Raw genomic sequence first — 26,980 nt, 5'->3', positions numbered from 1 at the left:
AAACCCCTTTCTTTACCCTTTACCGCTGGCTGTGTGCCCAGCGGCGCAATAGACAACTTTTTATGATTTTGGGAACTCCCGCAAAAGCGGCGTTACCCAATTGCTATTCATCATCTTGATGCGCAAGGCGCACCGATAAATACCACTGGCGAGCGGCGGCAACAATTACCTGCACCGCCTCATCATCCAGCGTACGGCTCACGCGCTGCAGATAAGGATCGCTGCCTTCGCCCTCCACCTGAAAACCACCCTGCCAGGCTTGCAGCAATTTGTTCAATGCCTTTTTCTGCGTGGCGTCATCGTCCAGCAACTGGCCGGATTTTCGATCAAAACTGGCATCCAGCCACGCGCCACCCGATTTGTTCAGCAACATCAACGGTTCCGTCATCCCCGCCTGATAAGCCGTCACGTATTCGTTCAACAGTGACAGCGCAGACTCAGCGTCGATGGCTTTAAAACGCCAGCGGCTTTGTTTGCGCCCGTACATGCGGCTTTCACCTGTGCCGCCCAACGCGCAGTACACCAGATGCTCCAGCCACAATAGCAGACCATCGTTCATGTTCAGCACACCCGGACGCCAGCGTAACAGTCCATCAGCTTGCACCTGGGTTAACCAACCGGTCAACTGCACCCCATTCAGCGGCAGATTGATTTCCCAACTCTCTGAGGGCTGACGCTGTCCACTCACTTCCGCAGCCACTTCCTGCATCTCTTCGGTCTGGCTCTGCCAGAAAAGTTCCCCAAAAGCACCATAAGGCAGATTGCCCGCAGCGCGATGACGCGCATAAAGCTGCGCGGGATCCTCACCGTTGACCAGGGTATTCAGTAGTTGCGCATTGATTTGATAACGCTCCAGACTATCCGGGGCAAACGGCTCGCTGTCCGGCAATTCGCTCTCTTCCATCCAGAAAGCCACGCCCAGCCGCTGTTGGAACCAGGCCCGTACCGGATGACGCCAGAAGCGCAGCAATTGCTCAAGCGAGAGCGTTTCCAGCGGCAGTGGCGGCAACCTTTGCACAAAGTCTGGCTGTGCCACGCCATTGCCGGTGGCAGCGGGCAACCATTCTGCGGCGAAGCTCTGGCCGTAAGCGTCAGGGCGGAAGTTCTCCGCTGCAAAGGGCATGCGGCTGTGGAGCTTCTGTAAATGCTCACGTACACGCTGCTCGCTGACGTCGGGTTCGCACGCTTCATCGCCTGGCAGACAAAAACTCTGACCAAGATAATCCACCAACTCTGTCACCAGCACGGAGGGATAACGCTCGGTGTTGTCCTGAATCGCGCGGCCGATATAGCTGATGTAGAGCTGATGCTGTGCCGAAATCAGGGCTTCAAGGAACAGATAGCGGTCATCATCACGGCGGCTGCGATCGCCTTTGCGTGCCTGCTGCTGCATCAGGTCAAAACCGAGCGGTGCCAGCGTGCGTGGATAGACGCCATCGTTCATCCCCAGCAAGCAGACGACTTTGAACGGAATCGAACGCATTGGCATCAGGGTACAGAAGTTTATCGGCCCGGCCAGGAAGCGCTGACTGATACGCTGCTGATCGAGGCGCGACCGCAACTCATCACGCAGTAAGGTGACGGGAATCGGTTGCTGATAATCAGCCTGCGTGCCCTGCTCAATAATCTGTTTCCACTGGGTTTCAACCAGCAGTAATGCTGCGTCGCTTTCGGCATCGCCGTTGAAGAAGCTGTCGATCAGCTCGCGGCAGAGCGGCAACCACTCCGGTAGCGTACGCTCGCCGGTCAGTCGGGTGCGCCACGACTCTAAGCGAGAGAGCAATTCGGCCAGATGCCCGGCCAGTTCGGCAATCAATCCGCTGGATTCGTCGTAAGGCAGAATGCCCTGCCAGTCACCGTTGCGGCTTTCCAGCGCGTAACCCAGTAGCATGCGCTGCAGGCCGAAGCGCCAGGTATGTTGACCGGTGGCAGGCAGTGCCAATGCTTCGACGCTGGCATCATCCAGCCCCCAGCGAATACCGGATTCCATCACCCAACGGCGCAGCAGGCGCAAACCGCTTTCATCCACCGAGAAGCGCTGCGCCAGCGCAGGCACTTCGAGCAGTGCCAGCACTTCTTCGGAAGCAAAGCGGCTGTCTGGCAGCGCCAGCAAGCTTAATAAGGCCAGAATCGCCGGATGTGCCTGGCTGGCGCGGCGATCCGAGATGGCAAACGGCAGATAACGATCCGCAGGCGCACTGGCAAACGCCGCCTGAATGAAGGGCGCGTAGCTATCGATATCCGCCACCATCACGATGATGTCGCGCGGTTTAAGATCGGGGTCGGCCTCCATCAGCGCCAGCAGATGATCCTGTAACACTTCCACTTCACGCTGAGCGCTATGACACACCTGCAGCGTGATGGTGCGATCATCAGGGTCGAGCACCCGTTTTTTGTGGCTGTTACCCAGTTCATCGGCATGCAAACCGATCACGGCGTGGTCATCCAGGTTGAGCAGGTCGGCTTGCAGACTGTGCAGCAGGTTGTCCTGCGGCATCTCAACAAAGGCATCAATATCGTTAGCGGCGGATTCCATCTGACTCAGCAGAAACAGATTATCGCGCCCCAGTTTGCCCCACGAGGCCAATAATGGATTGGTGAGTTGCTGCTCGCCGAGTTCATTGAACAGCGTTGGGGCAGCTTCGGGATCGCGGAACAGCGACTGCGCTTCGTCAGACTGCATGCGGCGACGTTTGCGGCTCTGCAATTTCGCGAGGAAAGCGTAATCCTGAATATCGCCCCAGTAGTGGCGGCAGGGATTGGTAAACAGCAGATGAATATCGATATGGCGGCCAAGCGCTTCCAGCGCCTGCAAATACACCGGCGGCAGCGCGGAGATGCCACAAATAAACACGCGCTGCGGCAATCCCGCCGGTGGCGTTTCGGCCCGCTCCAGCGCATGGATAAAGCGCGCATACAGGTTGGCACGGTGCCACATCGGCTGGCCCAATTGTTCAGTGAACGCCACCAGATCGCGCCACAGCGGTGCCTGCCACTGTTGGGCATCGCTCAAGCCGTCGATGAGTTCTCCGCGCTCCCAACTGTTGAGCCAGTCAGATCGATACACCAGATACTGGTCAAACAGATCGGCCACGCGGGCGCTGAGCTGATAAAGCTTGCGCTTGTCATCGTCATCATTGAGGTAGTGACGCAACGGCTGAAAGGCCTCCTGCTCCAGCAAGGTGGGCAAGCGATGCATCAATTTCCAGCTCATGCTGGCTTTAGTGAAAGCGCTCTCCTTTGGAATGCCGGGCAGCACTTTGACAAACATGTTCCAGATAAAGGTCGCAGGGAGCGGAAAGTCGATATTCGCTGCAATACCAAAACTGTTTGCCAGTTCCATCTGCAGCCACTGCGCCATGCCGGGGCTTTGCACCAGCACCTGTTCGGCCGCGAACGCATCGTTCAGCGGCTGGTTTTCAATCAGAATACCTGCCAGATTTTTCAACAGATCAAGCTGATTGGAGTGGTAAACCCGGAACATAAATCTCCTTGAGAGGGAAAACAGCGCAGCCTGGTCACTCTACCCTGTATCGCTAACGATGCCTATCGCCGAGGTCACCTTAGTGACAATTGAGCTGAGCCAGGCTGGCACTGCGCTGTTGCGAGCCCGTCACCGTGATACGCTCCAGCACGCATCCTATGCCCACACTCTGCTGCTGACGATCGATCTGCCAGCCCGCCACCTCACGCCCCAGCAAGGCTTGTCCGGCAACCTGCCACGCCTGACGCTGCTGCCACTGTTGACTAAACCCTAAGGCCAGCGCGCGATGGTATTGCATCAGCGTGCTGATGGTCATCGCCAGCAGCAGCATCGCCACCAGCGTTTCTGCCAGGCTAAAGCCCTGCTGATCCTTCCTGCGGCTGGCAGTGCTCAGGTTTAGACAATGGACAGTAGTCAATCCAGCCGTGCACCTGGGGATGCAGCCGTTGGTTGCGTGGCGAGACCCATTGCCAGAGGCGGAGTTCACTCTTTTCATCCTGACCCGATAACAGCGCATTGCCCTCCTCCATCTGCAATAAGCAGCTTAACCACTGGTGTACGGGCTGTTGCTGACATTGCCAGCCGGACGCCTCTGGCCAACTCTGCATCAGTCCCCATTGCAGCGCAGCCTGTGCCTGCGCAAAATCTTTATGGTGCTGCTGCGTATCGGCCACCAGCACCATACCCTGTGACAACTGCGTGCGTGTGGCATGCAGCGTCAGGCTGCCGAGCAGTAACAGCATCAGCACCATGCCCAGCGTGCTGTTGCCGTGCTGGCTCATAAGTTTCGTCCTTCAATCCAGTGCTCCACCTGCAGGCTTTGTGTACCCGATCGCCCCGTCAGATGGAGCATTAATCGGGTGCCTTGCCGCACCACGCTAAAATGTTCGATGGTGAGGAAAGCGGGATCGGTTAGGCGTTCCCAACCGTTGCCGTTGCAGTTATCCACCGCGCGCTGCATTTCCAGCTGCCCGCTGCGCAACCGATAGCCGTAAAAGTCGCTGTCACTGCTGCCCACATCTTCCCAGCGCCCATTGCTGTTTTCATCCCAGCGCAGCAGGACACAGCTGCCACCTGCAACGAGTGTGAGTGCCGGTCCGTTACATTGCCCACGACAGTACCCTGCACGCTGTAACGCCTTTTGCAGCGTATGGGAAAGCTGCTGTAGCTCCTGTTGCAATTGCACGCGCTGCTGCAGGCGCAGATTTTGCTCCAGCAGCAGCGGCAAAAATCGGCCCACACTCACCATCAATATCGCGCCTACTGCCAGAGCAATCAGCATTTCCAGCAGGCTGAAACCGGCCTCCGCTACTCGCACCCTTTTTCTCCGGTCTGGCAGGCGCGAATACGTGCTCGCGCAGAGATAATCACCCGCCAGCGACCGGCCGCATTTTCAATCTCAATGCTGCCAGGGCGCGCTACGTCACGCCGTCCAAAGAAACCCGGCTCGCCGATGATGGCACTGAAGCGTACCCCGGCATGCGGCGGTGCTAGCCACCAGCGTGAAGGCAGTTCACAGCCCTCCGCCGGTTTTACACCTACGCCCAAACAGCCGCGTTCGCCGGGAATCAGCCACAAATTGAGATCGCTGTTATGCCCGCTCGCATGGGCGCGCAGCCGTAACAGAAAACCCTGCAGCTGCAGCACGCTATCGCGCAGTTGTTGATGCTGCTGCCAGCGCTGCCAACTGTGCAGGGCGCCGAGGCTGAGTATGCCGGCGATCACCATCACCAGTAGCAGCTCCGGTAGGGTGAAACCGAGGTTTGCGTGTTTGTTCATGGCAGCCAATGTGCGCTTCAATCGAACAGGCAACAAGGCATCAAGCGGCAGGATGGAAAGCGTCGCGCAGGCTGTTTTCGCGCGGTACAGGCAGAGACAAATTTTTGCGAGGAGGATACAGATAACAGAGATAAAAAAGCCCCGCACAGTGGCAGGGCTTCAGCGTGATGACGCGTGCGTTTACACCGCAACCGGCGCTTTAATGGCCGGATGCGGGTCGTAACCCTCAATCTCAAAATCTTCAAAGTTGTAATCGAAGATAGAAGCAGGTTTACGTTTGATCACCAGTTTCGGCAGCGGGCGTGGCTCGCGCGTCAGCTGCAGCTGTGCCTGCTCCAGATGATTGCTGTACAGATGGGTATCGCCACCGGTCCAGACAAAATCACCCACTTCCAGATCGCACTGCTGCGCCACCATATGCACAAGCAGCGCATAGCTGGCGATATTGAACGGCAGACCAAGGAAGATATCGCATGAGCGCTGATAGAGCTGGCAAGAGAGCTTGCCGTTTGCCACGTAGAACTGGAAGAAGGCATGACAGGGTGCCAGCGCCATCTGATCCAGCTCGCCCACGTTCCATGCCGATACGATGATGCGGCGTGAATCGGGATCGCGCTTCAACTGCTCAATCACTTTGCTAATCTGGTCGATCTCTTCGCCTGACGCACTGCCCCAGCTGCGCCACTGCTTACCGTAGACCGGACCTAAATCGCCGTTCTCATCCGCCCACTCGTCCCAAATCGTCACCTTGTTATCTTTCAGGTAGCTGATGTTGGTTTCACCTTTCAGGAACCACAGCAGCTCATGAATGATCGAACGCAGGTGTACTTTCTTGGTGGTGACCAGCGGAAAACCGTCCTGCAAATTGAAACGCATCTGGTGGCCGAAAATCGACAGGGTGCCCGTACCGGTACGGTCGGCTTTCTCTGCGCCTTCATTCAGCACATGTTGCATTAAATCCAGATACTGTTTCATTTTACCTCACGAGTTTGTTGCTGCGGACGACGACGGAACGCCCAGATCATCATAATCACACCGGCCAGAATCATTGGGATCGAGAGAATCTGCCCCATGCTGATGCCGCCTTCAAACAGGCCCAGTTGGGCATCCGGCTGGCGGAAGAACTCGACGATGATGCGGAAAGCGCCATAGCCAATCAGGAACAGGCCAGAGACGCTGCCCATCGGGCGCGGCTTGCGAATAAACAGGTTGAGGATGATGAACAGCACGATACCTTCGAGGAACAGCTCATACAGCTGCGAAGGATGACGCGGCAACACACCGTAAGTGCTCAGCAGCTGCTGATACTGCGGGTTGTTGGCCGCCAGCGCAATATCTTCACTGCGCGAACCCGGGAACAGCATCGCAAATTTGAAGTTAGGATCGACACGGCCCCACAGCTCGCCGTTGATGAAGTTACCGAGACGACCGGCGCCCAAACCAAACGGAATCAGCGGCGCAATGAAATCAGACACCTGGAAGAAAGTACGTTTGGTACGACGCGCAAACACCAGCATCACCACGATCACTCCAATCAAGCCGCCGTGGAACGACATACCGCCATCCCAGACTTTGAACAGATAGAGTGGATTATCGAGGAACAGCGGCAGGTTATAGAACAGCACGTAGCCGATACGGCCACCGAGGAACACGCCGAGGAAGCCCGCATACAGCAGGTTTTCCACTTCTTCTTTTTTCCAGCCGCTGCCGGGTTTGTTGGCACGGCGCACCGCCAGCCACATAGCAAATACAAAGCCCACCAGATACATCAAACCGTACCAGTGAAGCGAAATCGGTCCGATGGAGAAAATTACCGGATCGAATTGGGGAAACGAAATGTAGCCGTTAGTCATCTTTCACCATCGTTTTTTCTGCCCTGAAACGGGTCTGGCTAAGGGGTCATACCATAAAAGGCTGCGCATGATAGCACAGCCGCTTTTCACAATTGCCGCGGAAATGTAAACGCCGTTAACGACCGCCGCGAATCAAACCGCCCAGGCCACGTCGCTCCATAAACGCGGACACCAGATGGCGCACTTCTGAAGCGGTATGGGCCGCCACGCCATTTTCACTAAGCTTCTGCGTTTCCTCGTGATCGAGGTGGCGCAACAGATACTTCACGCGCGGAATGTTTTTACCGTTCATGCTGAGGTGGTGATAACCCATGCCCACCAGCAGCGCCACGCACATCGGATCGCCAGCCATTTCACCACACAGGCAGAGTTCCAGTTTGGCCTGACGGGCTTCGTGGGCAATGCTCTGCAGCGCGCGCAGCATCGCCGGATGCAGCGGATCGTAAAGGTTCGCCACACGCGTGTTATTACGGTCTACCGCCAGCAAATACTGCGTCAGGTCGTTGGTGCCCACCGAAATAAAGTCCACGCGATCCGCCAGATGCGGGATCATGAAAAGCATGGAGGGCACTTCGATCATCACGCCAATACGCGGTTTCGGGATCACATAGCCCAGCATCTCTTCCACTTCGCGACCGGCACGATCGATCAGGCGACGTGCATCGTCGATCTCATCGATATGGCTGATCATCGGCAGCAGAATGCTGAGATTGCCGGAGGCCACGTTGGCACGCAGCATGGCACGTACCTGCACCAGGAAAATTTCTGGCTGATCGAGCGTCAGACGAATGCCGCGCCAGCCGAGGCAAGGATTTTCTTCACTGATCGGCATGTAAGGCAGCTGTTTATCGGCGCCGACATCCAGCGTACGCAACGTCACCGGCTTATCGTAGAACAGTTGCAGCATGCCTTGATATTGCGCGACCTGCTCCTCTTCCGACGGGAATCCGTTGTGCAGCATAAATGGAATTTCTGTGCGGTACAGGCCGATGCCATCCACCCAGTTATCCAGCTTCTGCTCATGCTCAGGGCTCAGGCCCGCATTCAGCATCACCTGCACCCGTTCGCCGCTTTTCAGCTCGCCGGGCTGCTCCACCACACCTTCAGCCATTTTGCTCAGCGCATTTTCTTCGCTGATCAAACGCTGATACTCCTGCACCAGCACGGGTTCAGGATCGATTAACAACTCGCCGCGATAGCCATCGACAATCAGCAGGCGTTTGTTGAGCTGCGCAGGGATGATATCCGCACCCATGACGGTGGGGATGCCCATCGCGCGCGTCAGAATAGCCGCGTGGGAATTGGCCGCACCGTCGCGCACTACCACACCGGCTAAACGCTCCGGTGGCAGCTCTGCCAGCGTGGTGGCGGTGAGTTCATCGGCCACCAGCACGAAGCGCTCAGGCCAGGCATTGGTGCCGACCAGCGTATCGTCGAGATGGAATAGCAGACGTTGTCCGAGCACGCGCAAATCGCCCGCACGCTCGCGTAAATATTGATCCTGCAGGCTGGCAAACTGTTCGGCGAACTTCTCGATCACCGTTTTCACCGCCCACTCGGCAACCGATCCACGATCGATCTCAGCAAAGAGATCTTTTTTCAGGCGGGCATCGGTTAACAGGTGCGAGTAAAGATCGAAGATCGCCGCACTCTCTTTCTGCACGCTGGCGGTAAAGCGCTTGCTAAAGCGGCGGAATTCATTGCCTGCCTCACCCATCGCCAGCACCAGACGCTCGCGTTCACGCTGCACATCCAGCGTTGAGGCCGCAGAAACCTGATCCAGCAAGGGCTGGGTTTCATCGACCCAACCAGGCGCAACCGCTACACCAGGCGCCGCCGCAATGGCTTTCACCCGCGTCTGGCGGAACTGACCAAACAGTTGACCGAGCTGTGATTGCGATAACAAGCCCGCCATCTGTGTGGCAAGCGTCACCAGGAAAGATTCTTCGCTTTCGTCGAACTGACGATGTTCGCGCTGCTGAACCACCAGTACGCCAAGCAGTTGGCGACGGCTGATGATCGGCACGCCAAGGAAAGAGCGGTAACGCTCTTCTTTAACAGAAGGAATGTATTTGAAGCTGGGATGGCTTTGTGCGTCGGCAAGGTTGATCGGCTCGGCTAAACGTCCGACGAGCCCGACAATACCTTCATCAAACGCCAGCGTGACTGTGCGACCGCGCGGCTTTTTCAGCCCGCGCGTCGCCATCAGGTAGTAGCAACGACGATCGTGATCTGCGAGATAAACCGAGCAGACCTCGGTTTCCATCGCAAGGCAAATTTCGTTTACCAGAATGTCGAGTGCTTCATTCAGACGCGGAGCACTCGCCACTTTCTCTACTATTTCGCGCAACTGAGTGAGCATAAAGGGCGTGGCCTATCCTCTTTTACGTCGATGAGCGGCATTGTTATTACGCTGCCCCGCACTCTCCTGCATAGACATCACCACGCCAGCGAATTCTTTCATCACGCGGCGATAGACATCGCGCTTAAAAGAGACGACCTGACGCACCGGATACCAAAAGCTGACCCAGCGCCAACCATCAAACTCCGGCGTGCTGCTGTGTTGCACATTGATCTCCGCGTCACTACACATCAACTGCAGAAGAAACCACTTTTGTTTCTGGCCGATACACACCGGCTTTGTGTCCCAACGCACCAAACGTTTTGGCAACTTGTAACGTAACCAGTTACGGGTTGAAGCAAGTATTCGAACATCTTTGCGGTGTAAACCCACTTCTTCGAACAGTTCGCGATACATCGCCTGTTCAGCGGTTTCACCCGGATTGATGCCTCCCTGAGGAAATTGCCAGGAGTGCTGTCCAAAGCGCCTGGCCCATAACACTTGTCCTTGCCTGTTACAGATTACGATACCAACATTCGGGCGGTAGCCATCATCATCGATCACTGGACTACCTCAAAGCTAAATTTGAATAGCCTGATTGTTTCACACTCCTTACAGGCGGTAAACCACTGGATATCCGGGGCGATAGCCGAATAAAAACAGGATAACTCACAGAGTTTAGCCAAGTTATAAACAGCGGAGCGGTTTTCAGGGCGATCTTATTCACCTTTTCTGTGGATAGCTTTGTGCAGAACACGGGAATGAGTTGAATAACCACTTCGGAAAATTCTCATAAGGCAGACTAAGAATAGCACTAAAAACACCATTAATCATAGTGATAGGAAAAAATGACAGTGTTGTTTCAACGCGGATCACTTTCTAATTATCCTCAGGTTCCATTCGCTGCTCAAAGATCCACCAGCGTCGCTTTTATCCACAGATAATGCCCTAAACCTGGTCAAAGAAAGGAAAAAAAGCGTTCAAATCGCTAAAGTCAAGGCTGTAAATCGAAACAGGGGTGCTCTGTGAGGGGGGTTATCCCACCATTCTGTGGATAAGTAGTCTGGAGATCCTGTTCATTGTCGATAACAAACTGGGATAACCTTGCCATAGCATCCACAACCGTCCGGCAATGCAAATAAAAAAGCACGCTTAATCATGCTATTATCACGGTTATTCACGCTGCGCGCATGTGGAAAACTCGTCCCCGCCAGCGCTGTACATCCTTTAACCAATATGAGTTTTGCCATGAATTCCCCCGTTTTATTGCCGCCGCCACCACAAGATGAAGCGGAATTACTGCAACGTGCACAACAGCTGGCAGGCCAGACGTTTGCCGCACTGGCAGCTCAGCTGGGTTTGCCGGTGCCAGCCGATTTGAGGCGGGATAAGGGCTGGGTTGGCATGCTGATTGAGCTGCACCTTGGTGCCAGCGCGGGCAGCAAAGCGGAGCAGGATTTCGCCCATCTCGGTATCGAACTCAAGACCATCCCCGTAGATGCGCTGGGCAAACCGTTGGAAACCACCTTTGTCTGCGTTGCGCCTCTGACCGGCAACAGCGGCGTAACCTGGGAGACCAGCCATGTGCGCCACAAGCTGGCTCGCGTTTTGTGGATCCCGATTGAGGGTGACCGTGCTTTGCCCCTCGCGGATCGTCGAGTGGGATCGCCGCTGTTATGGCAACCGAGCGAAGAAGAAGATCAGCAGTTGCGTGAAGACTGGGAAGAGTTGATGGATATGATCGTGCTGGGCCAGGTGGAACGTATTACCGCCCGTCACGGCGCCTGGCTGCAGATCCGCCCGAAAGCGGCCAACAGCAAAGCGCTGACGGAAGCCATCGGTGAGCATGGAGAGCCTATAATGACCTTACCGCGCGGTTTCTATCTTAAGAAAAGCTTCACCGGACCGCTGCTGGCACGCCATTTTCTACTGTAAGTCAGGCGTATCGGGTGCGTATAATCGCCGTTTAATTTTCGTTTAGGATTGAATGATTCATGTTTGACTGGATTGCTGATCCCAATGCCTGGCTGGCACTGGGAACATTGACCATTCTGGAAGTGGTTTTGGGTATCGACAACATTATCTTCCTGTCGCTGGTTGTCGCTAAGTTGCCGAAACACCAGCAAAACAAAGCTCGCCGCCTCGGTTTAATGGGTGCCATGCTGATGCGACTGGGTCTGCTGGCGTCCATTGCCTGGGTAGTCCGTCTCACCAATCCGCTGTTTACCCTGATGGATCACAGCTTCTCTGCGCGCGACCTGATCCTGCTGTTTGGTGGTCTGTTCCTGCTGTGGAAATCCAGCATGGAGATTCATGAAACCATCGAAGGCGCCGAAGGTGAGCACAAAACCAACGTCCACTCCTTCTTCGGCGCGATCGTTCAGATCATGTTGCTGGACATTATTTTCAGCCTCGATTCGGTGATCACCGCTGTCGGCTTGTCCGATCATCTGTTCATCATGATGGCTGCCGTGGTCATTGCCGTGTTGATGATGATGTTTGCCGCACGCGCCATTGGTGAATTTGTTGAGCGTCATCCCTCGGTGAAAATGCTGGCGCTGGCATTCCTGATTCTGGTCGGCTTTACCCTGATTCTGGAGAGTTTCGGTATCCATGTACCAAAAGGTTACATTTATTTTGCCATGTTCTTCTCCATGGCCGTGGAGTGCCTGAACCTGATGCGCAGCAAGAAAAGCGCGGCTTAACGATGTCAAGGGCGAGCGCATCTCGCCCTTTAATTTTAGGAATGATGCGATTACGTCAGCCAGCGAAAGCATTTATTACTACACTTTTGCAGTTGAAGTAGGTTGAGGGAGATAAGAATGAAAGGGTTGGTGAGTGTCGTGGGTATTATGCTGGTCGCGCTGACGTTGAGTGGTTGCAGCAGTGATTACGTGATGGCGACCAAAGATGGCCGTATGATTAAGACTGATGGCAAACCGTCCATCGATAAAGAGACAGGTTTGGTGCAGTACACTGACGATCAAGGTCATGTGATGCAGATCAATGGTGACGAGGTCTCCACCATCATTGAGCGTTAAGTGCCAAATTCGATTGCCTGCACGATTTTTTCCCCAGTGCAGGCGATTTCCCGAACTTTCCCCCCTTCCTTCCGCGCCGCTTCACAGGATATAGTCCCAGAGGACACAACATTCCCTTTCATAATGAAAAAAGGAAGCCGGCAATGCATTATCACCGCATCCCCCACAGTACGCTGGAAGTCAGCCAACTGGGGTTAGGAACCATGACGTTTGGTGAGCAAAACAGCGAAGCCGACGCCCACGCGCAACTCGATTACGCGATTAGCAGTGGCATCAACCTGATTGATACCGCTGAAATGTATCCGGTGCCGCCACGCCCGGAAACCCAGGGATTAACCGAACAGTACATTGGCAGCTGGCTGAAGAAGCGCGGCAGCCGTGACAAGATCATTCTGGCCAGCAAAATTGCCGGTCCGGTGCGCGGCGCAGATGCGTCGATTCGCCCTAACCAGGCACTGGATCGCAAAAACATTCGCGAAGCGCTGGATGCCAGCCTGAAGCGTCTGAACACCGACTATCTCGATCTCTACCAGCTGCACTGGCCGCAACGTCAAACCAACTACTTCGGCAAACTGGGCTACCAGTACAGCGAAACCACCGCCAACGTGACGCTGCTGGAAACGCTGGAAGCGCTGAATGAGCAGGTGCGTGCGGGTAAGATTCGCTACATCGGCGTGTCTAACGAAACCGCATGGGGGGTGATGCGCTATCTGCAGCTGGCTGAGAAGCACGAGCTGCCGCGTATTGTGACCATTCAGAACCCTTACAGCCTGCTGAACCGCAGCTTTGAAGTCGGCCTGGCGGAAATCAGCCAGCATGAAGGGGTTGAACTGCTGGCTTACTCAAGCCTGGCGTTTGGGACGCTGAGCGGCAAATATCTGAATGGTGCTAAACCTGCCGGTGCGCGTAACACCCTGTTCAGCCGCTTCACCCGCTACAGCGGTGAGCAGTCGAATCAGGCGATTGCCGCTTATGTTGGTCTGGCGAAGAAGCACAATCTGGATCCGTCACAGATGGCACTGGCTTACGTCCGCCAGCAGCCATTTGTCGCCAGTACCCTGCTGGGCGCGACGACGCTGGAACAGCTGAAGATTAACGTGGAGAGTTTCAACCTGACGCTGAATGCCGATGTGTTAGAGGAACTGGAAGCGATTCATCGTCAGTATACTTACCCGGCACCTTAACGGGATATCATCGTTGCGGCGTAAAGGTTTGCGTCGCAACGACCTGCAGCATTGATGGCCTGTGGCTAAGACTTTGGCCCGATGTGCCTTGATGCACACCCTACAGGCGTATGACGCGGTTTTGATTGTGTGCACCCGAATGCGCGCATTTCGGATCTGTGGTCGCCATTGCTGGCGACCTGGTTTTTCAACGCACCGCCTTAACGGCGCGATTTCCACCACAGCAACGCAATCGCCACAGCAAAAATCCCACCGAACCCAATACCGGTTGCCACTGCAGGTGCACCCAACTTAACAGCGATGGTGTACAGCGCCAGCATCACCAACATCGCGATGTTTTCACCGAAGTTCTGCACGGCAATCGCGTTGCCCGCGCCCACCGAATCTTTACCGCGCTCCTGCAGCAACGCATTAAGTGGCACCACAAAGAAGCCCCCCAGCGCACCAATCACCATCAGAACCAGATAGGCATTCAGCAAGCTGGTTTGCAGTGAGAACACCACCACCATCACGCCAATCAATATCCCGGCGGGCATGCAGCGGCGCACGGTTTGCAGCGTCACCAGTTTCGCCGCCGCGGCAGCGCCAATCACAATCCCGATCGCCACCATGGCATTTAACGTGGTGGGCGTTTTATTGTCGGTGATACCGAGCGCCACGGGCACCCACAGCACCAGCAGGAAACGCAGCGTCACGCCTGCGCCCCAGAACATGCTGGTGCCGAGCAGGGAAAAACGCGTCTCGCCGTTACGCCACAACAGCAAAGCGGATTCTTTGAAACTGCGGAACATGGCACCAAACTGCCAGCTCTGACCCGGTCGTGCCGCCAACAGCTTAGGAATAAAGATATTCGCCACCACTGCCAACGCGTAAGTGAGTGCACACACAATCAGCGCGGCCAGCAGATTCCAGTCCGCCAGAATACCGCCCGCCACTGAACCCAACAGGATGGCAGCAATGGTAGAGGACTCCATCAGACCGTTGGCCTTCACCAGTCGTTCACCGCTGGTGATCTCGGTGAGGATGCCGTACTTAGCAGGCGAGTAGGATGCCGCACCAATACCCACCAGCGTATAGCCAAGGAATGGATTGAAGCCAAAACAGATAATCAGTGCGCCCAGCAGCTTGAGGCTGTTGGCGAACATCATCACCCGGCCTTTGGCAAAGCTGTCAGCCATCTGCCCGACAAACGGCGCCAGAAGAATGTAAGTGGCCACAAACATCATCTGCAGAATCGGCTGGCTCCAGTCGGGATAGAGCTGACTTTTCAGCACCGCCAGCGTGGCAAACAGCAGCGCGTTATCGCCAAACGCGGAGAAAAACTGCGCCACAATCACCGCCATCATATTGCGTGACAGTAACGGTGAATCGGGATTAACCGCCTGACTCATGCTTGATCCTCTTCGGCCAGCTGTTTCAGGCTGACGTAGTCTGGTTTACCGCTACCCAGCAGCGGCAGCTGTTTCATAAAGCGAATGTCACGCGGCACAGCCAGTTCTGGCGCACCGATATCGCGGGCGGCTTTAAGCAGTTGCTCACGCCCCAGTTCGCTGTCAGTAGTGAACAACACTAAGGCTTCACCGCGATGACCGTCAGGGCGCAGTGACGCGGCATGCTGCTTCTCGCCCGAGGCTTTCAAAGCGATCTGTTCGACGCTTTCCAGTGACACCATCTCACCGGCAATTTTGGCGAAGCGTTTGGCACGGCCCTGAATCTGACAGAAGCCACCTTCATCGAAGCTAACAATGTCGCCGGTATCGTACCAACCGACTTCCATCTCGCCTTCACCGTTATCGGCTACTGGCTTCTCCAGCACGCCAGGATTCTCGACGCGCAGATAACCGTTCATGATGTTCGGACCACGCAGTTGCAGACGACCGCCCTGCTCAATACCCGGCACGGAGATCAAACGTGAATCCATGCCGGGCAGAATACGACCCACGGTGTGAGGTTTCGCCGCCATCGGCACGTTGATTGCCACCACTGGTGCACACTCGGTGACGCCGTAGCCTTCAAGAATACGAATGCCGTACTTCTCGGCGTAGATTTGGCGCGTGCCTTCCTGCAACTTCTCTGCACCCGCTACCACATAGCGCAGGCGTGCAAAATCATACGGATTGGCAAAGCGCGCATAGTTGCCGAGGAAAGTCGACGTCCCAAACAGCACGGTGCAGTTACGGTCATACACCAATTCGGGCACGATGCGGTAATGCAGCGGGCTCGGATAGAGGAACACCTGCGCGCCGGTCAGCAGCGGCGTAAACAGGCCGACCGTAAGGCCGAAAGCGTGGAATAGCGGCAGCGCCGACATAAAGCGATCGCGCGGGGTGAAATCCGCCACGGTGCGAATCTGTTCAACGTTAGCCAGCAGGCTTTTGTGCGAGTGCACCACGCCTTTGGGATTACCCTCCGAACCCGAAGTGAACAGTACCATCGCGGCATCTTCCGGCTGCTGCCTGACCTGTGCGCGACGTGGCATCAGCAGGTGCGCCAGAATCCACAACTTGTCTTTGAGCGTGACGGTGTCTTTAAGGTCTTCGAGGTAGATCCAGTGGACTTCAGTTAAGCCTTGCGGCAGGTGCTCCAGGTTGCCTTTCCCAAGGAACTGGCGCGAGGTGAACACGGTTTTGACCTGCGAAGCGGTGAGCGCCGCGCGCATGCCGTTGACGCCCGCGGTGTAGTTGAGCATCGCCGGGATACGCCCGCGCAGTGACGCCCCGAGGATCGCCGCCGCCGTGACGGTGGCATTGGGCAGCAGCAGACCAACGTATTCACCCTGCTGGCTGTAACGCTCAAGAATTCGACCGACACCGAGCGATTTTTTCAGCAGCCCGGTGTAGCTATCCGGCTTGAAGTTGATGTCTTCGATGCAAGGTTTAGTCAGGCCATAACGCTGGCGTGCATTAAGGAAGGCTTCAAACAGCGTTTCCCGTGGACGCACCGCCATGCGCGCTTCCATCATCACATGATGTAAGTGCTCACCCGCCAATACGCGACGATCGCGCGCGCGTTTGGCTTCCGGCATCGGGATGATGGTAGCAGGCAATACGCTCAGGGTAATACGTGGGAACAGGCGACGTTTAAACACCCCTGCCAGTCTGCCAAACGGCGTATATTCCGCGCCTTCAATGCGCATCGGGACCACGGTCGCACCCGATTTCGCCGCGACAAAGCCCGCACCGCTGTAGATCTTCATCAGCGATCCGGTCACGGTGATGCGCCCTTCCGGGAAGATCACCACCGGACGACCCTCATTGATCATGCGTACCAGGTGTTTGATCGACATCGGTTTAGTGGGATCGAGCGGTACGAAGTCGATAATCGGCTTCAGGAGCCGCATAAACCATTGATCGCTGATTGAGGAATAGACGGCGAACACCGGTTTAATCGGCAAAAACAGCGCCACCAAAATGCCATCAAGGAATGACATGTGGTTAGGGGTGATCAGCACTTTTTCTTTGTGCAGTGCGGTGAGATCGCCACGCAGTTCCACCCGCCATAACAGGCGAAACAGGAAACGCAGAACAGTGAATAGCATGCCAGCTCCTTAGCAGCGTTAAAATATGGCGCTTACCTTGCAGGATCTGGCGATTTTCGACAAGTGGCGCGGTGATTTATGGTGAGGAATTGAGGTGGGTGTGGTGTGTAGTCTGTAAAAATTTACCGTTGGGGTGCTGATAATTGTGAAATTCTGCTCAATGTTAATGCCGTCAGGGCTGCACTGGCGAAGCTGGTGATGACGCAGATTGTAATGAGAAAACGGTGATATCGCAGACTGGGGGAGAGAAACCGGTGATAACGCAGTCTGGAGTCGCTTATTAGCTTCAGTGCGTGTTGTTGAAAAATAAGACTATTAGTATCAATGCGTTTTGCAAAAGAGGGAACAGGCTGCACATTGGCTTATGTGTTTAGGAAGAAGGGAACCAGATCATGCATTTGCTCAGTGTTTGGTTCAAAAAGGGCACGATGCTCAAGGCCAAAGCCCCTCTGCGGCGGTCGGGCTATCCACAGCGCTGAGGCTTTTACGTTGGGCCAGGAGCCAGTCGCATGGATGCGACTGGCAGTTCGGGTTGGCCAGGACGGCCTTACCCGAACGGTCCGTAGGCACGACGTGGAAGACGAAGGCACCGCGTCAGCGGCGCGAGGACGGCCCGGCCGCCGCAGAGGGGCTATGGCCCATCCGCGCACCAAAGCAGTCCATTGAACAGAGACGCTATAGCCCACCACGCCGCACCCAAAAAAGCCCACAACAGAATCAACAGCCTCAAACTCAGCTGATCTAAACTGCCAGACAACCTTCATCTATGCTGCTAAAACTCATCCCTGCCAGAACGAATAACACTTATCCCTGCCAACCCCCGCCTAGCGCAGCGATCAACTCAACGCTGCTCACCCACTGGGTGCTCTGCAGTGACAGTAAGCTCTGCTGCTCGCTCAGACTGCTGTTTTCCGTGGTGGCCACATCAAGGTAATCAATCATCCCGGCATCATACTGATTACGCGTCACGCGTGCTGACTCCTGCGCAGCGCTGGTCGCCAGCTGCTGTGAAGCTATCTCGCCCTTCAGCGTATTCAGCTGCACCAGATAATCTTCCACTTCCCCCATCGCCGTCAGCACCGACTGGCGATAATCCGCCACGCTGGCGTCATAGGCGGCGCGGGCCTGCTCCACTTTGGCTGAGGTGGCACCGAAGTCCAGCAGCGTGCCGCTCAACTCCGGCCCTAATGACCAGACGCGATTTGGCAGTGAGAACAGACTGTTGATGGCCGATGAACTCACGCCGCCCGAGGCACTTAACGTCAGATCGGGATAATAACCTGCAATCGCTACGCCCACCGCCGCATTGGCCGCTGCCACGTTACGTTCGGCATAAGCAATGTCCGGACGACGCTGCAACAACGCAGAAGGCAGACTATTGGGAATCGCGGGTAACGTGGCATCCAGCTTCGCCACTGGCAGCGAGAAATCAGCCGGTGCACGGCCCAGCAACAGCGCAATGGCGTGTTCCGACTGCGCACGCTGCCACTGATAATCCTGTGCTGAGGCGCGCGCGCTCTCCAGTTGCATCTGCGCCTGTGCCAGCGTGGCGCGTGATTCGCTGCCCGCCGAGTACTTATTCTGAATCACCGTCATATAGCGCTGATAGGCATCGATACTGCGCTGATACAAAGCAATTTTTTCGTCGAGGATGCGCAGCTGGAAGTAATCCTGCGCCAGCTCCGATTGGGCACTTAGGGTGATATTCGCCAGTTCGGCCTTACTCGCCTGCGCGCTGGCTTTGTTCTCTTCCAGCGTACGGCGCAGTTTGCCCCACAAATCCAGCTCCCAGCTGGCACTGAGATCGGCGGCATGCGCATTGCTGACGCTGCGCTGGCCCGACTGCCGCTACGCGTACTGCTGGCGTCGTAACTCACCGACGGGAATAACGCGGCGCGTGACTGCGAGGTCAGCGCCTGCGCTTCACGGTACTGCGCGGCATAGCTCGCCACGTTTTGGTTGGAGATGCTCACCTGACGCAACAGGCTATCCAGCGTGGCATCGTGATACACCGACCACCAGTCGCCTTTGCTCTGCTCATCCTGCGGCGTGGCCTGCTGCCAGCCTTTGGCTTCTTTAAAGTGGGTCGGCATCGCCATGGTCGGGCGCTGATAATCCGGGCCCACTGCGCAACCCGCCAGCACAAGTGCCATCACCATCGGGGTAAATTTCAGAACATTTTTCATCGATCAGGATTCCACATGACGCATGCGCTGCCACTGACGTTTGGTGGCGCGGCTTAAACTATCGAGCCAGAGATAAACAACCGGCGTGGTAAACAGGGTTAACAGCTGGCTCAGCGCCAAACCACCAGCAATCGCGATGCCAAGCGGACTGCGTAAATCCGCATCGCCTCCGCTGCCTAATGCCAGCGGCAGAGCACCAAAGAAGGCCGCCAGCGTGGTCATCATGATCGGACGGAAACGCATCAGACAGGCCTGCGTGATCGCCTGTTTCGGCGACATCCCCTGCGTGCGCTCAGCGTGGATTGCAAAGTCGATCATCATGATGGCGTTCTTCTTCACGATGCCAATCAGCAGAATGATGCCGATCAGGGCAATCACCGTCAGTTGGGTATTGGTGAGCAGCAGCAGCAGCAGTGCGCCAACCCCCGCTGAAGGCAGCGTCGAAAGAATGGTGATGGGATGGATATAACTCTCATACAGCACGCCGAGCACGATATACACCGCCGCCAGTGCGGCAATAATCAGCCACGGCATGGTGGCGGTCAGCTGTGCAAAGGCGGCTGCGGTACCGGCAAATCCGGCCTGAATGGTGGACGGCAGGCCGAGCTGCGCCATCGCCTGTTTAATCAGCGCCTGCGCCTGCTCCAGTGACACACCATCATTCAGGTTAAAGGCAACGGTGCTGGTGGCCGACTGACCCTGATGCGCCACCGACAGCGGCGCATTACCGCCTTTGAAGCTGGCGAAAGCAGAGAGCGGCACGCGATCGCCGCTGTCGTTAATCACATACAGCTCTTTCAGAATTTCTGGATCGCGCGTGTAGCTGTCCTGCAATGACATCACCACATGATACTGATTCAGCGTGTGATACAGCGTGGCGACCTGGCGCTGGCTAAAGGCGTTGTTCAGCATGGTATCCAGCATCTGCACATTCACGCCAAGGCGTTGCGCGCGGTCGCGATCGATATTGATCACCACTTCCTGGCCGCCGGTTTGCGAATCGGAGTCCACGCTGTTGAGCTGTGGGATCGCCGCCAGCGCGGCCTGCACTTTCGGCGTCCACTCGCGCAGCACATCCAGATCGTCCGCCTGCAAGCTGTATTGATAGGTGGCATTGGCACTGCGCCCACCGATATGCAGATCCTGCGCCGCCATCAGGAACATCTGCGCCCCGGCGATATGGCTGGTCTTCAGGCTCAGTCGATTGGCGACTTCGGTGGCCGTGGCATCGCGATCGCTAAAGTCTTTAAGACGCACAAAGAAGTTGGCGCTGTTGCGCGAGCCAAACATGCCGCTACCCATCGACGACATCACGCTGTCCACTGCGGGATCGGACTGGATGATCTTGGTGAACTCCAGCATCTTCGGCTTCATCGCCTGGAACGAGATGTTTTGATCGGCGCGCAGTGCGCCCATCAGCAGGCCGGTATCCTGATTGGGGAAGAAGCCCTTCTGCACCACGGTGAACAGAAACAGGTTGAGCAACACCGTCAGCACCAGGCTGAACATGGTGATCTTCTGGTGCGCCATCACCCACGCCAGACCACGCGAATAGGCCGCCAGCAAAGCATTGAGCTGGTTTTCGATAAACTGATATAGCGGATGAGGGCGCTTGCTGACTTTCGGTTTTGGCTTCAGCAGCCGCGCGCATAGCATCGGCGTCAGGCTCAGCGAGACAAACATCGAGATCAACAGCGAGACGGTGAGCGTCACCGCAAACTCGCGGAACAGACGACCGACAATACTGCCCATCAGCAGGATCGGGATAAACACCGCCACCAGCGACATGGTCATCGACAGCACAGTGAAACTCACTTCCTGCGCGCCTTTTAGCGCCGCCCGCAGCGGACTCAAACCTTCTTCGATATGGCGGGTGATGTTCTCCAGCACCACGATGGCATCATCGACGACAAATCCCGTGGCGATAATCAGCGCCATCAGCGACAGGTTATCGAGGCTGTAGCCCAGCAGATACATCACCGCACAGGTGCCAATCAACGACACCGGCAGTGCCAGCGCTGGGATCACCACCGCCTGCACGTTACGCAGGAACACAAACACCACCGCGATCACCAACAGCATGGCGATCAGCAGCGTCTCTTCGGTGTCGTACAAAGATTCACGCACCGTCGGCGAACGGTCCACCACCACTTTCAGCTGGGTATCTGCGGGCAGATCTTTTTCCAGCGCTGGCAACTGCGCTTTGATGGCATCAATAGTGTCGAGCATGTTGGCGCCGGCCTGGCGCTTAATGCCCACCATCACCGACGGCTGCGAGTTGAGGAAACCGGCCTGGTACTGATCTTCCACCGAATCGTAAACGGTGGCGACATCGTGCAGACGTACCGCTTTGCCGTCTTTATAGCTGACGATCAGATCCTGATACTGCGCCGCTTTATCTAACTGACCGTTGCTGTCCACCACCCATGATTGCTGGCTACCCTGCAGAATGCCCTTGGGTTTGTTGGTGGTGCTGTTGGCGATGGCTTCACGCACCGTGTCCAGCGAGATGCCGTATTGCGCCAGCTTGAGCGGTTGCAGATCGATACGCACGGCGGGCAAGGCGCTGCCCATTAGTGACACTTCGCCCACGCCCTTGACCTGCCCCATCGCCTGCTCGATTTTACTTTCCGCCAGGTCGTAGAGCTCACCCGGCGTGCGCGTGGCGGAGGTCAACGCCAGCATCACAATCGGTGCATCGGACGGGTTAGCTTTGCGATAGGTCGGCAGTGATTCCATCGCGCTCGGCAGCAGACTGCGCGCGGCGTTGATCGCCGCCTGCACATCGCGCGCCGCGCCGTTGATATCGCGGTCGAGATCAAACTGCAAAATCACGCTGGTGGAGCCCTGCGAGCTGGTCGAGGTCATCTCGGTGACGCCGGCAATCTGCCCGAGCGAGCGCTCCAGCGGCGTGGCCACCGTGGCCGCCATGGTTTCCGGGCTGGCACCGGCTAAGCTGGCGCTGACCATGATGGTCGGGAAATCCACCTGCGGCAGCGGAGCCACCGGCAACAGCCGATAACCCAGCAAGCCGAGTAGCATGATCGACAACGTTAACAATAACGTGGTGACCGGACGGAAGATAAACAGTCTGGTGAGGTTCATTACTCGCTCCGCGCCTGCTGCTGTTTACGCTGCATATAGCGCTTGCCGCGCTGCGCGATGCCATCAAACCACAGGTAGATAACCGGCGTGGAGAACAGCGTCAGCACCTGGCTGACAATCAGGCCACCGACGATCACCAGACCGAGCGGTTGACGCAGCTCCGCACCGGACCCCGAAGCCAGCATCAGCGGAAGTGCACCGAGCAGCGCCGCCATGGTGGTCATCAGAATCGGACGGAAGCGCAGCAAGCAGGCCTGATGAATCGCATCACGCGCGCTCATGCCCTGCTTGTGTTCAGCTTCCAGCGCAAAGTCGATCATCATAATCGCGTTCTTCTTCACGATACCGATCAGCAGGATCACCCCGATCAAGGCAATCAAACTGAATTCACTGCCCGCCAGCAACAGCGTCAACAGTGCGCCCACCGCCGCTGATGGCAGCGTCGAGAGAATCGTCACCGGATGAATAAAGCTCTCATACAGGATGCCCAACACCACATACATGGTGATCAGTGCGGCCAGAATCAGCCACAGCGTGTTACCGGTCGCGCTCTGGAATGCCGAGGTTTCCCCCTGATAGCGCAGCGTAATGCTGGATGGCAGATCCAGCTGCTGCGTCACTTCGGCAATCGCCTTCTGCCCATCCTCCAGCGAATAACCGCTGTTGAGATTGAACGACACCATCACCGCCGGGAACTGGTTCAGACGCATATGCATCAGTGAACCGGTGCGCTGGTGAATGGTGGCAATCGAGGTCAGTTTCACCATGCCCGTGGTGGTGGTGTCGCTGTCCGAGCTGGTGGTCGAACTGCTGCTTGAGCTGCTGGATGTGCTGCCCGAACTGCTGCTGGTTGAGGTACTGGAACTGCTGCTCACCGGCAGATAAACATCATCAAACGATGCTGGGGATTGCTGATACTGCGGTGCCACTTCCAGCACGACGCGATACTGGTTGGCCTGGGTAAAGATGGTAGAAACCAGACGCTGACCAAAACTGTTGTACAGTGCCGTATCCACATCCGAGGCGGTAATGCCGTAGCGCGCGGCTTTGTCGCGGTTAAGCTCGACGTAGGCGACACGGCCCTGATCCTGCAGGTTACTCACCACGCCGTTAAATTCCGGGCGCTGCTGCAAAGCCGCCACCATCTTCGGCGTCCAGCTCACCAGGTTTTCACTGTCTGCGTCATCCAGCGTGAACTGATACTGGCTCGGCGTGACCTGATCGTTGACCGTCAAATCCTGCGCCGGTTGCAGATAGAGCTGAATGCCCGCCACCTGCTCCGCCGCCTGCTGCAGCTGCTTGATCACCACATCGGCTTTATCATCGCGCTCATCAAATGACTTGAGGTTAATCTGGATGCGACCGCTGTTGAGGCTGGTGTTGCTGCCGTCAATCCCGATAGTCGAAGAGAGGCTGTCCACCGACGGGTTCTGCAGAATCACTTTCGCCAGTGCCTGCTGACGCTTCGACATCTCGCTAAACGACACATCCTGCGACGCTACGGTGACACCCTGAATCAGTCCAGTATCCTGCGTCGGGAAGAAGCCTTTCGGGATGGCGATATACAGCAGCGCTGTCAGCGCAAAGGTCGCCAGCGCCACCAGCAGCGTGAGTTTCTGATGATTCAGCACCACCGTCAGCAAGCGGTCGTAACCGTGCACCAACTTATCGAATATTTGTCCGCCCTTACGCGAGAAGCGAGACTGCTTCTCTTCCGGGATATGCTGCAACAGATAGGCGCACAGCATTGGCGTCAGCGTCAGTGACACCACCATCGACACCAGAATCGACACCGCCAGCGTAATGGCGAACTCGCGGAACAGCCGCCCCACTACATCGCCCATAAACAGCAGCGGAATCAGTACTGCAATCAGCGAGAAGGTCAGCGAGATGATGGTGAAGCCGATCTGCTGCGAGCCTTTCAGCGCCGCCTGCATCGGCGTTTCGCCCTCTTCCAGCCGACGCGAGATGTTCTCCACCACCACAATCGCATCATCGATGACGAAGCCGGTGGCGATGGTCAGCGCCATCAGCGACAGGTTATTCAGGCTGAAATCGGCCAGATACATCACGCCGAAAGTGCCAATCAGTGACAGCGGCACCGCCACGCTTGGAATCAGCGTCGCCGCCACATTGCGCAGGAACAGGAAGGTGACCATCACCACCAGCGCCACCGACAGCATTAGCTCAAACTGCACGTCGCTGATGGATGCACGGATGGTTTGGGTGCGATCCGACAAGATGCTCATCTTCACGCCATCGGGCAACGCGGCCTGCAGGGTTGGCAGCTGCGCTTTGATACTGTCCACCACCTGAATCACGTTGGCACCAGGCTGGCGCTGCACGCTGATCACAATCGCCGGGCTGTTATTGGCCCACGCCGACTGGAAGCTGTTCTCCGGACCCTGTTCAATGTGCGCGATGTCTTTCAGGCGCAGTGCGGCACCGTTCTGATAGGTGATGATCAGATTGCCGTACTCATCGGCGGTGCGCAGCTGATCGTTGGCATCGATGGTGACCGAATGGTATTTGCCATCGAAGCCACCTTTTGAACCATTGACGTTGCTGTTACTGATCAGCGTATTCACGTCTTCCAGCGACAGCTTGTGTGCCGCCAGCGCTTTCGGGTCCATCTGCACGCGGATAGCCGGCTGATGACCACCTGCCAATGTCACCATGCCGACGCCGTTAATCTGCGACAGCTTCAGCGCCACGCGGGTGTTCACCAGATCCTGCACCTGCGTCAGTGGCAGATTGTCCGAGCTGGCCGCCAGCGTGATCACCGCCGTATCGGCCGGGTTGACCTTTTTATAGGTCGGCGGATTCGGCAGATCGCTCGGCAGCAGGTTGTTGGCCGCGTTGATCGCCGCCTGCACTTCCTGCTCGGCGACATCCAGCGACAGATCCAGGCTGAACTTCAGGGTGATGATCGAGGAACCACCCGAACTGGTTGACGTCATCTGGCTCAGACCCGCCATCTGCCCCAGTTGGCGCTCCAGCGGTGAGGTCACAGACGATGCCATCACATCCGGGCTGGCGCCGGGATACAGGGTGGTGACCTGAATGGTCGGATAATCCACCTGCGGCAACGCCGAGGTGGAGAGGAATTTATACGCGAAAATCCCGGAAATCAGCACGCCGACCATCAGCAAGATAGTGGCGACGGGACGCTGGATAAACAGACGTGACGGATTCATTTTTTGGCCGCTGTGGCAGTTTTGCTGTCATCGGCCAGAGAGACTTTACTGCCGTTGGTCAGACGATCGATGCCTTCGGTGACCAGACGCTCGCCCGGCTCGACGCCTTTAAGGATCGACTGCTGATCTTCACCAAACGCCGGGCCGGTGGTCACGGCTTTGCGCGTCACGGTGTTGTCTTGATTGATCACAAACACAAAGCTGCCGTCGCTGCTCAGTTGCAGCGCCTGCGCCGGGATCACCGTGGCGTTATTCAGAATGCTGGTTTGCAGACGCAGGTTGACGAACTGATTGGCAAACAGCGACTCATCTTCATTCGGGAAAGTGGCTTTCAGCTCGATGGTGCCGGTGCTGGTATCGATCTGGTTGCTAATGAACTGCACGCTGCCTTGAGCCAGCTGGGTGCTGTTGTCCTGATCAAAAGCCACTGCAGGTAAACTCTGCCCGTTATGCAGCGCTTTGGTGAGCTGCGCGATATTGCTCTGCGGCACGCTGAAGGTCACGGCTGCGGGCTGCATCTGCGTCACCACCACAATGCCCGTGGTATCAGTGGTTTGCACCATATTGCCCGGATCAACCAAACGCAGGCCAACACGGCCGCTGACTGGCGAGGTGATGCGCGCGTATTCAATATCCAGCTTTGCACTGGCGATCTGCGCCTGATCGGCTGCCACTGCGCCTTTGTACTGCCCAACGGTAGCCGTTTGCGTGTCGAGATCCTGGCGTGACAACGAGTCCTGGGCCGCCAGTTTTTTGTAGCGGGCCAGCGTCAACTCGGCACTTTTCAGCAATGCCTGGTTCTGATTAAGGTCGCCCTGATACTGCGCCAGTGTCGCCTGATAGCTACGTGGATCGATCTGCGCCAGCAGCTGTCCAGCCTCGACTTTTTGCCCTTCGGTAAAGAACACTTTTTCCAGTTGACCCGCTACGCGGCTGGTCACGGTAACGCTGGCATTGGGGATCACCGTGCCCAGCGCATTGAGATACACCGGCACGTTGGCCGTGGTGGCCACGCCACTGTGCACCAGCGTGGCACTGCCGCCCATCATCGCCATGCCCGGAGGTCCACCTGCGCCCCCGCGATGACCGCCTTTTCCACCTCCTGGTGGCATGCCGCCCGGCGCACCGCCATGGCCGCCGACAACGCGCCAAATCACGCCAGCCACGATTAACACAACAAGTAAAATGAGTAGCCATTTCAGCCAGTGGAAACGCGATTTGCCAGGGGAATTAATTGTCATCGGACTCTTCAGATAAACAGGAAAAAGGAAA

General features: G+C 56.6%; 19 protein-coding genes and 1 pseudogene. 4 read left to right on the top strand and 16 right to left on the bottom strand.

Annotated elements, in window-relative coordinates; translation table 11 throughout:
- Positions 1 to 103: 103 nt before the first annotated feature.
- From recC to FD744_RS11985, 10 genes are all read right to left on the bottom strand, one after another.
- Positions 104 to 3,484 carry an exodeoxyribonuclease V subunit gamma gene (recC, locus tag FD744_RS12030; RefSeq protein WP_160868322.1) on the bottom strand — a complete coding sequence of 1,127 codons (3,381 nt, stop codon included), beginning with the start codon at positions 3,482 to 3,484 and terminating at the stop codon, positions 104 to 106.
- A 79-nt stretch (positions 3,485 to 3,563) separates the two neighbouring features.
- Positions 3,564 to 3,902, bottom strand: a complete 339-nt coding sequence (locus FD744_RS12025) for a prepilin-type N-terminal cleavage/methylation domain-containing protein (RefSeq protein WP_373424386.1) — start codon at positions 3,900 to 3,902, stop codon at positions 3,564 to 3,566.
- Positions 3,838 to 4,266 carry a DUF2509 family protein gene (locus FD744_RS25585; RefSeq protein ID WP_160868321.1) on the bottom strand — a complete coding sequence of 143 codons (429 nt, stop codon included), beginning with the start codon at positions 4,264 to 4,266 and terminating at the stop codon, positions 3,838 to 3,840. Before FD744_RS25585 ends, FD744_RS12025 begins: the two co-directional genes overlap by 65 nt.
- The gene (locus FD744_RS12015) at positions 4,263 to 4,802 is read right to left on the bottom strand and encodes a prepilin peptidase-dependent protein (protein ID WP_160868320.1); all 540 of its coding nucleotides are present in this window, start codon (positions 4,800 to 4,802) and stop codon (positions 4,263 to 4,265) included. The genes FD744_RS25585 and FD744_RS12015 overlap by 4 nt, the downstream gene beginning before the upstream one ends.
- Complete coding sequence (locus FD744_RS12010; protein ID WP_160868319.1) at positions 4,793 to 5,263, bottom strand: prepilin-type N-terminal cleavage/methylation domain-containing protein; 471 nt, start codon at positions 5,261 to 5,263, stop codon at positions 4,793 to 4,795. The genes FD744_RS12015 and FD744_RS12010 overlap by 10 nt, the downstream gene beginning before the upstream one ends.
- 180 nt (positions 5,264 to 5,443) lie before the next feature.
- A complete protein-coding gene (thyA, locus tag FD744_RS12005) occupies positions 5,444 to 6,238 on the bottom strand; it encodes a thymidylate synthase (protein WP_045816400.1) in 795 nt (264 codons plus the stop codon).
- Positions 6,235 to 7,116: a prolipoprotein diacylglyceryl transferase gene (gene lgt / locus FD744_RS12000; protein WP_034823111.1), complete on the bottom strand. Its 882-nt coding sequence runs from the start codon at positions 7,114 to 7,116 to the stop codon at positions 6,235 to 6,237. The genes thyA and lgt overlap by 4 nt, the downstream gene beginning before the upstream one ends.
- Before the next feature lie 115 nt (positions 7,117 to 7,231).
- The gene (gene ptsP / locus FD744_RS11995; protein ID WP_038645088.1) at positions 7,232 to 9,478 is read right to left on the bottom strand and encodes a phosphoenolpyruvate--protein phosphotransferase; all 2,247 of its coding nucleotides are present in this window, start codon (positions 9,476 to 9,478) and stop codon (positions 7,232 to 7,234) included.
- Positions 9,479 to 9,490: 12 nt separating this feature from the next.
- A complete protein-coding gene (gene rppH / locus FD744_RS11990) occupies positions 9,491 to 10,021 on the bottom strand; it encodes an RNA pyrophosphohydrolase (RefSeq protein ID WP_034823115.1) in 531 nt (176 codons plus the stop codon).
- A 512-nt stretch (positions 10,022 to 10,533) separates the two neighbouring features.
- Positions 10,534 to 10,707: a hypothetical protein gene (locus FD744_RS11985; RefSeq protein ID WP_160868318.1), complete on the bottom strand. Its 174-nt coding sequence runs from the start codon at positions 10,705 to 10,707 to the stop codon at positions 10,534 to 10,536.
- Here FD744_RS11985 and mutH point away from each other — a divergent pair.
- From mutH to FD744_RS11965, 4 genes are all read left to right on the top strand, one after another.
- Positions 10,706 to 11,392 carry a DNA mismatch repair endonuclease MutH gene (mutH, locus tag FD744_RS11980; protein WP_034823117.1) on the top strand — a complete coding sequence of 229 codons (687 nt, stop codon included), beginning with the start codon at positions 10,706 to 10,708 and terminating at the stop codon, positions 11,390 to 11,392. The genes FD744_RS11985 and mutH overlap by 2 nt on opposite strands.
- A gap of 59 nt (positions 11,393 to 11,451) precedes the next feature.
- Positions 11,452 to 12,162, top strand: a complete 711-nt coding sequence (locus FD744_RS11975; protein WP_034823125.1) for a TerC family protein — start codon at positions 11,452 to 11,454, stop codon at positions 12,160 to 12,162.
- 117 nt (positions 12,163 to 12,279) lie between these two features.
- Positions 12,280 to 12,498, top strand: a complete 219-nt coding sequence (locus FD744_RS11970; RefSeq protein ID WP_034823127.1) for a YgdI/YgdR family lipoprotein — start codon at positions 12,280 to 12,282, stop codon at positions 12,496 to 12,498.
- A 143-nt stretch (positions 12,499 to 12,641) separates the two neighbouring features.
- The gene (locus tag FD744_RS11965) at positions 12,642 to 13,682 is read left to right on the top strand and encodes an NADP(H)-dependent aldo-keto reductase (protein WP_045816396.1); all 1,041 of its coding nucleotides are present in this window, start codon (positions 12,642 to 12,644) and stop codon (positions 13,680 to 13,682) included.
- A gap of 200 nt (positions 13,683 to 13,882) precedes the next feature.
- Here FD744_RS11965 and lplT read toward each other — a convergent pair whose 3' ends face one another.
- The 6 genes and pseudogenes from lplT to FD744_RS11935 form a co-directional block, all read right to left on the bottom strand.
- Complete coding sequence (lplT, locus tag FD744_RS11960) at positions 13,883 to 15,073, bottom strand: lysophospholipid transporter LplT (protein WP_160868317.1); 1,191 nt, start codon at positions 15,071 to 15,073, stop codon at positions 13,883 to 13,885.
- Positions 15,070 to 17,220: a bifunctional acyl-ACP--phospholipid O-acyltransferase/long-chain-fatty-acid--ACP ligase gene (aas, locus tag FD744_RS11955; RefSeq protein ID WP_160868316.1), complete on the bottom strand. Its 2,151-nt coding sequence runs from the start codon at positions 17,218 to 17,220 to the stop codon at positions 15,070 to 15,072. Before aas ends, lplT begins: the two co-directional genes overlap by 4 nt.
- 804 nt (positions 17,221 to 18,024) lie before the next feature.
- Positions 18,025 to 19,406 (bottom strand): annotated as a pseudogene (locus FD744_RS11950) (efflux transporter outer membrane subunit).
- Between the two features lie 3 nt (positions 19,407 to 19,409).
- Positions 19,410 to 22,511, bottom strand: a complete 3,102-nt coding sequence (locus FD744_RS11945; protein ID WP_160868315.1) for an efflux RND transporter permease subunit — start codon at positions 22,509 to 22,511, stop codon at positions 19,410 to 19,412.
- Entirely contained in the window at positions 22,511 to 25,708 is a 3,198-nt protein-coding gene (locus tag FD744_RS11940; RefSeq protein ID WP_160868314.1) for an efflux RND transporter permease subunit, read from the bottom strand. Before FD744_RS11940 ends, FD744_RS11945 begins: the two co-directional genes overlap by 1 nt.
- Positions 25,705 to 26,949: an MdtA/MuxA family multidrug efflux RND transporter periplasmic adaptor subunit gene (locus FD744_RS11935; RefSeq protein WP_160868313.1), complete on the bottom strand. Its 1,245-nt coding sequence runs from the start codon at positions 26,947 to 26,949 to the stop codon at positions 25,705 to 25,707. Before FD744_RS11935 ends, FD744_RS11940 begins: the two co-directional genes overlap by 4 nt.
- Between the last annotated feature and the right edge of the window lie 31 nt (positions 26,950 to 26,980).

Source organism: Pantoea sp. Taur (genome assembly GCF_009830025.1).
Classification (GTDB): domain Bacteria; phylum Pseudomonadota; class Gammaproteobacteria; order Enterobacterales; family Enterobacteriaceae; genus Pantoea; species Pantoea communis.
The sequence above is the reverse complement of the archived record's forward strand: the minus strand, read 5'-3'. Positions and strand labels throughout refer to the sequence as shown.

Bases quoted from the DNA above. Each gene is read 5' to 3' on its own strand.
- FD744_RS11940 (WP_160868314.1), bottom strand. From the start codon at position 25,708: ATGAATCCGTCACGTCTGTTTATCCAGCGTCCCGTCGCCACTATCTTG.
- recC (WP_160868322.1), bottom strand. From the start codon at position 3,484: ATGTTCCGGGTTTACCACTCCAATCAGCTTGATCTGTTGAAAAATCTG.
- FD744_RS11945 (WP_160868315.1), bottom strand. From the start codon at position 22,511: ATGAACCTCACCAGACTGTTTATCTTCCGTCCGGTCACCACGTTATTG.
- mutH (WP_034823117.1), top strand. From the start codon at position 10,706: ATGAATTCCCCCGTTTTATTGCCGCCGCCACCACAAGATGAAGCGGAA.
- lgt (WP_034823111.1), bottom strand. From the start codon at position 7,116: ATGACTAACGGCTACATTTCGTTTCCCCAATTCGATCCGGTAATTTTC.
- FD744_RS11975 (WP_034823125.1), top strand. From the start codon at position 11,452: ATGTTTGACTGGATTGCTGATCCCAATGCCTGGCTGGCACTGGGAACA.
- FD744_RS11965 (WP_045816396.1), top strand. From the start codon at position 12,642: ATGCATTATCACCGCATCCCCCACAGTACGCTGGAAGTCAGCCAACTG.
- aas (WP_160868316.1), bottom strand. From the start codon at position 17,220: ATGCTATTCACTGTTCTGCGTTTCCTGTTTCGCCTGTTATGGCGGGTG.
- thyA (WP_045816400.1), bottom strand. From the start codon at position 6,238: ATGAAACAGTATCTGGATTTAATGCAACATGTGCTGAATGAAGGCGCA.
- FD744_RS11970 (WP_034823127.1), top strand. From the start codon at position 12,280: ATGAAAGGGTTGGTGAGTGTCGTGGGTATTATGCTGGTCGCGCTGACG.
- FD744_RS12010 (WP_160868319.1), bottom strand. From the start codon at position 5,263: ATGAACAAACACGCAAACCTCGGTTTCACCCTACCGGAGCTGCTACTG.
- FD744_RS11935 (WP_160868313.1), bottom strand. From the start codon at position 26,949: ATGACAATTAATTCCCCTGGCAAATCGCGTTTCCACTGGCTGAAATGG.
- FD744_RS25585 (WP_160868321.1), bottom strand. From the start codon at position 4,266: ATGAGCCAGCACGGCAACAGCACGCTGGGCATGGTGCTGATGCTGTTA.
- FD744_RS11985 (WP_160868318.1), bottom strand. From the start codon at position 10,707: ATGGCAAAACTCATATTGGTTAAAGGATGTACAGCGCTGGCGGGGACG.
- ptsP (WP_038645088.1), bottom strand. From the start codon at position 9,478: ATGCTCACTCAGTTGCGCGAAATAGTAGAGAAAGTGGCGAGTGCTCCG.
- lplT (WP_160868317.1), bottom strand. From the start codon at position 15,073: ATGAGTCAGGCGGTTAATCCCGATTCACCGTTACTGTCACGCAATATG.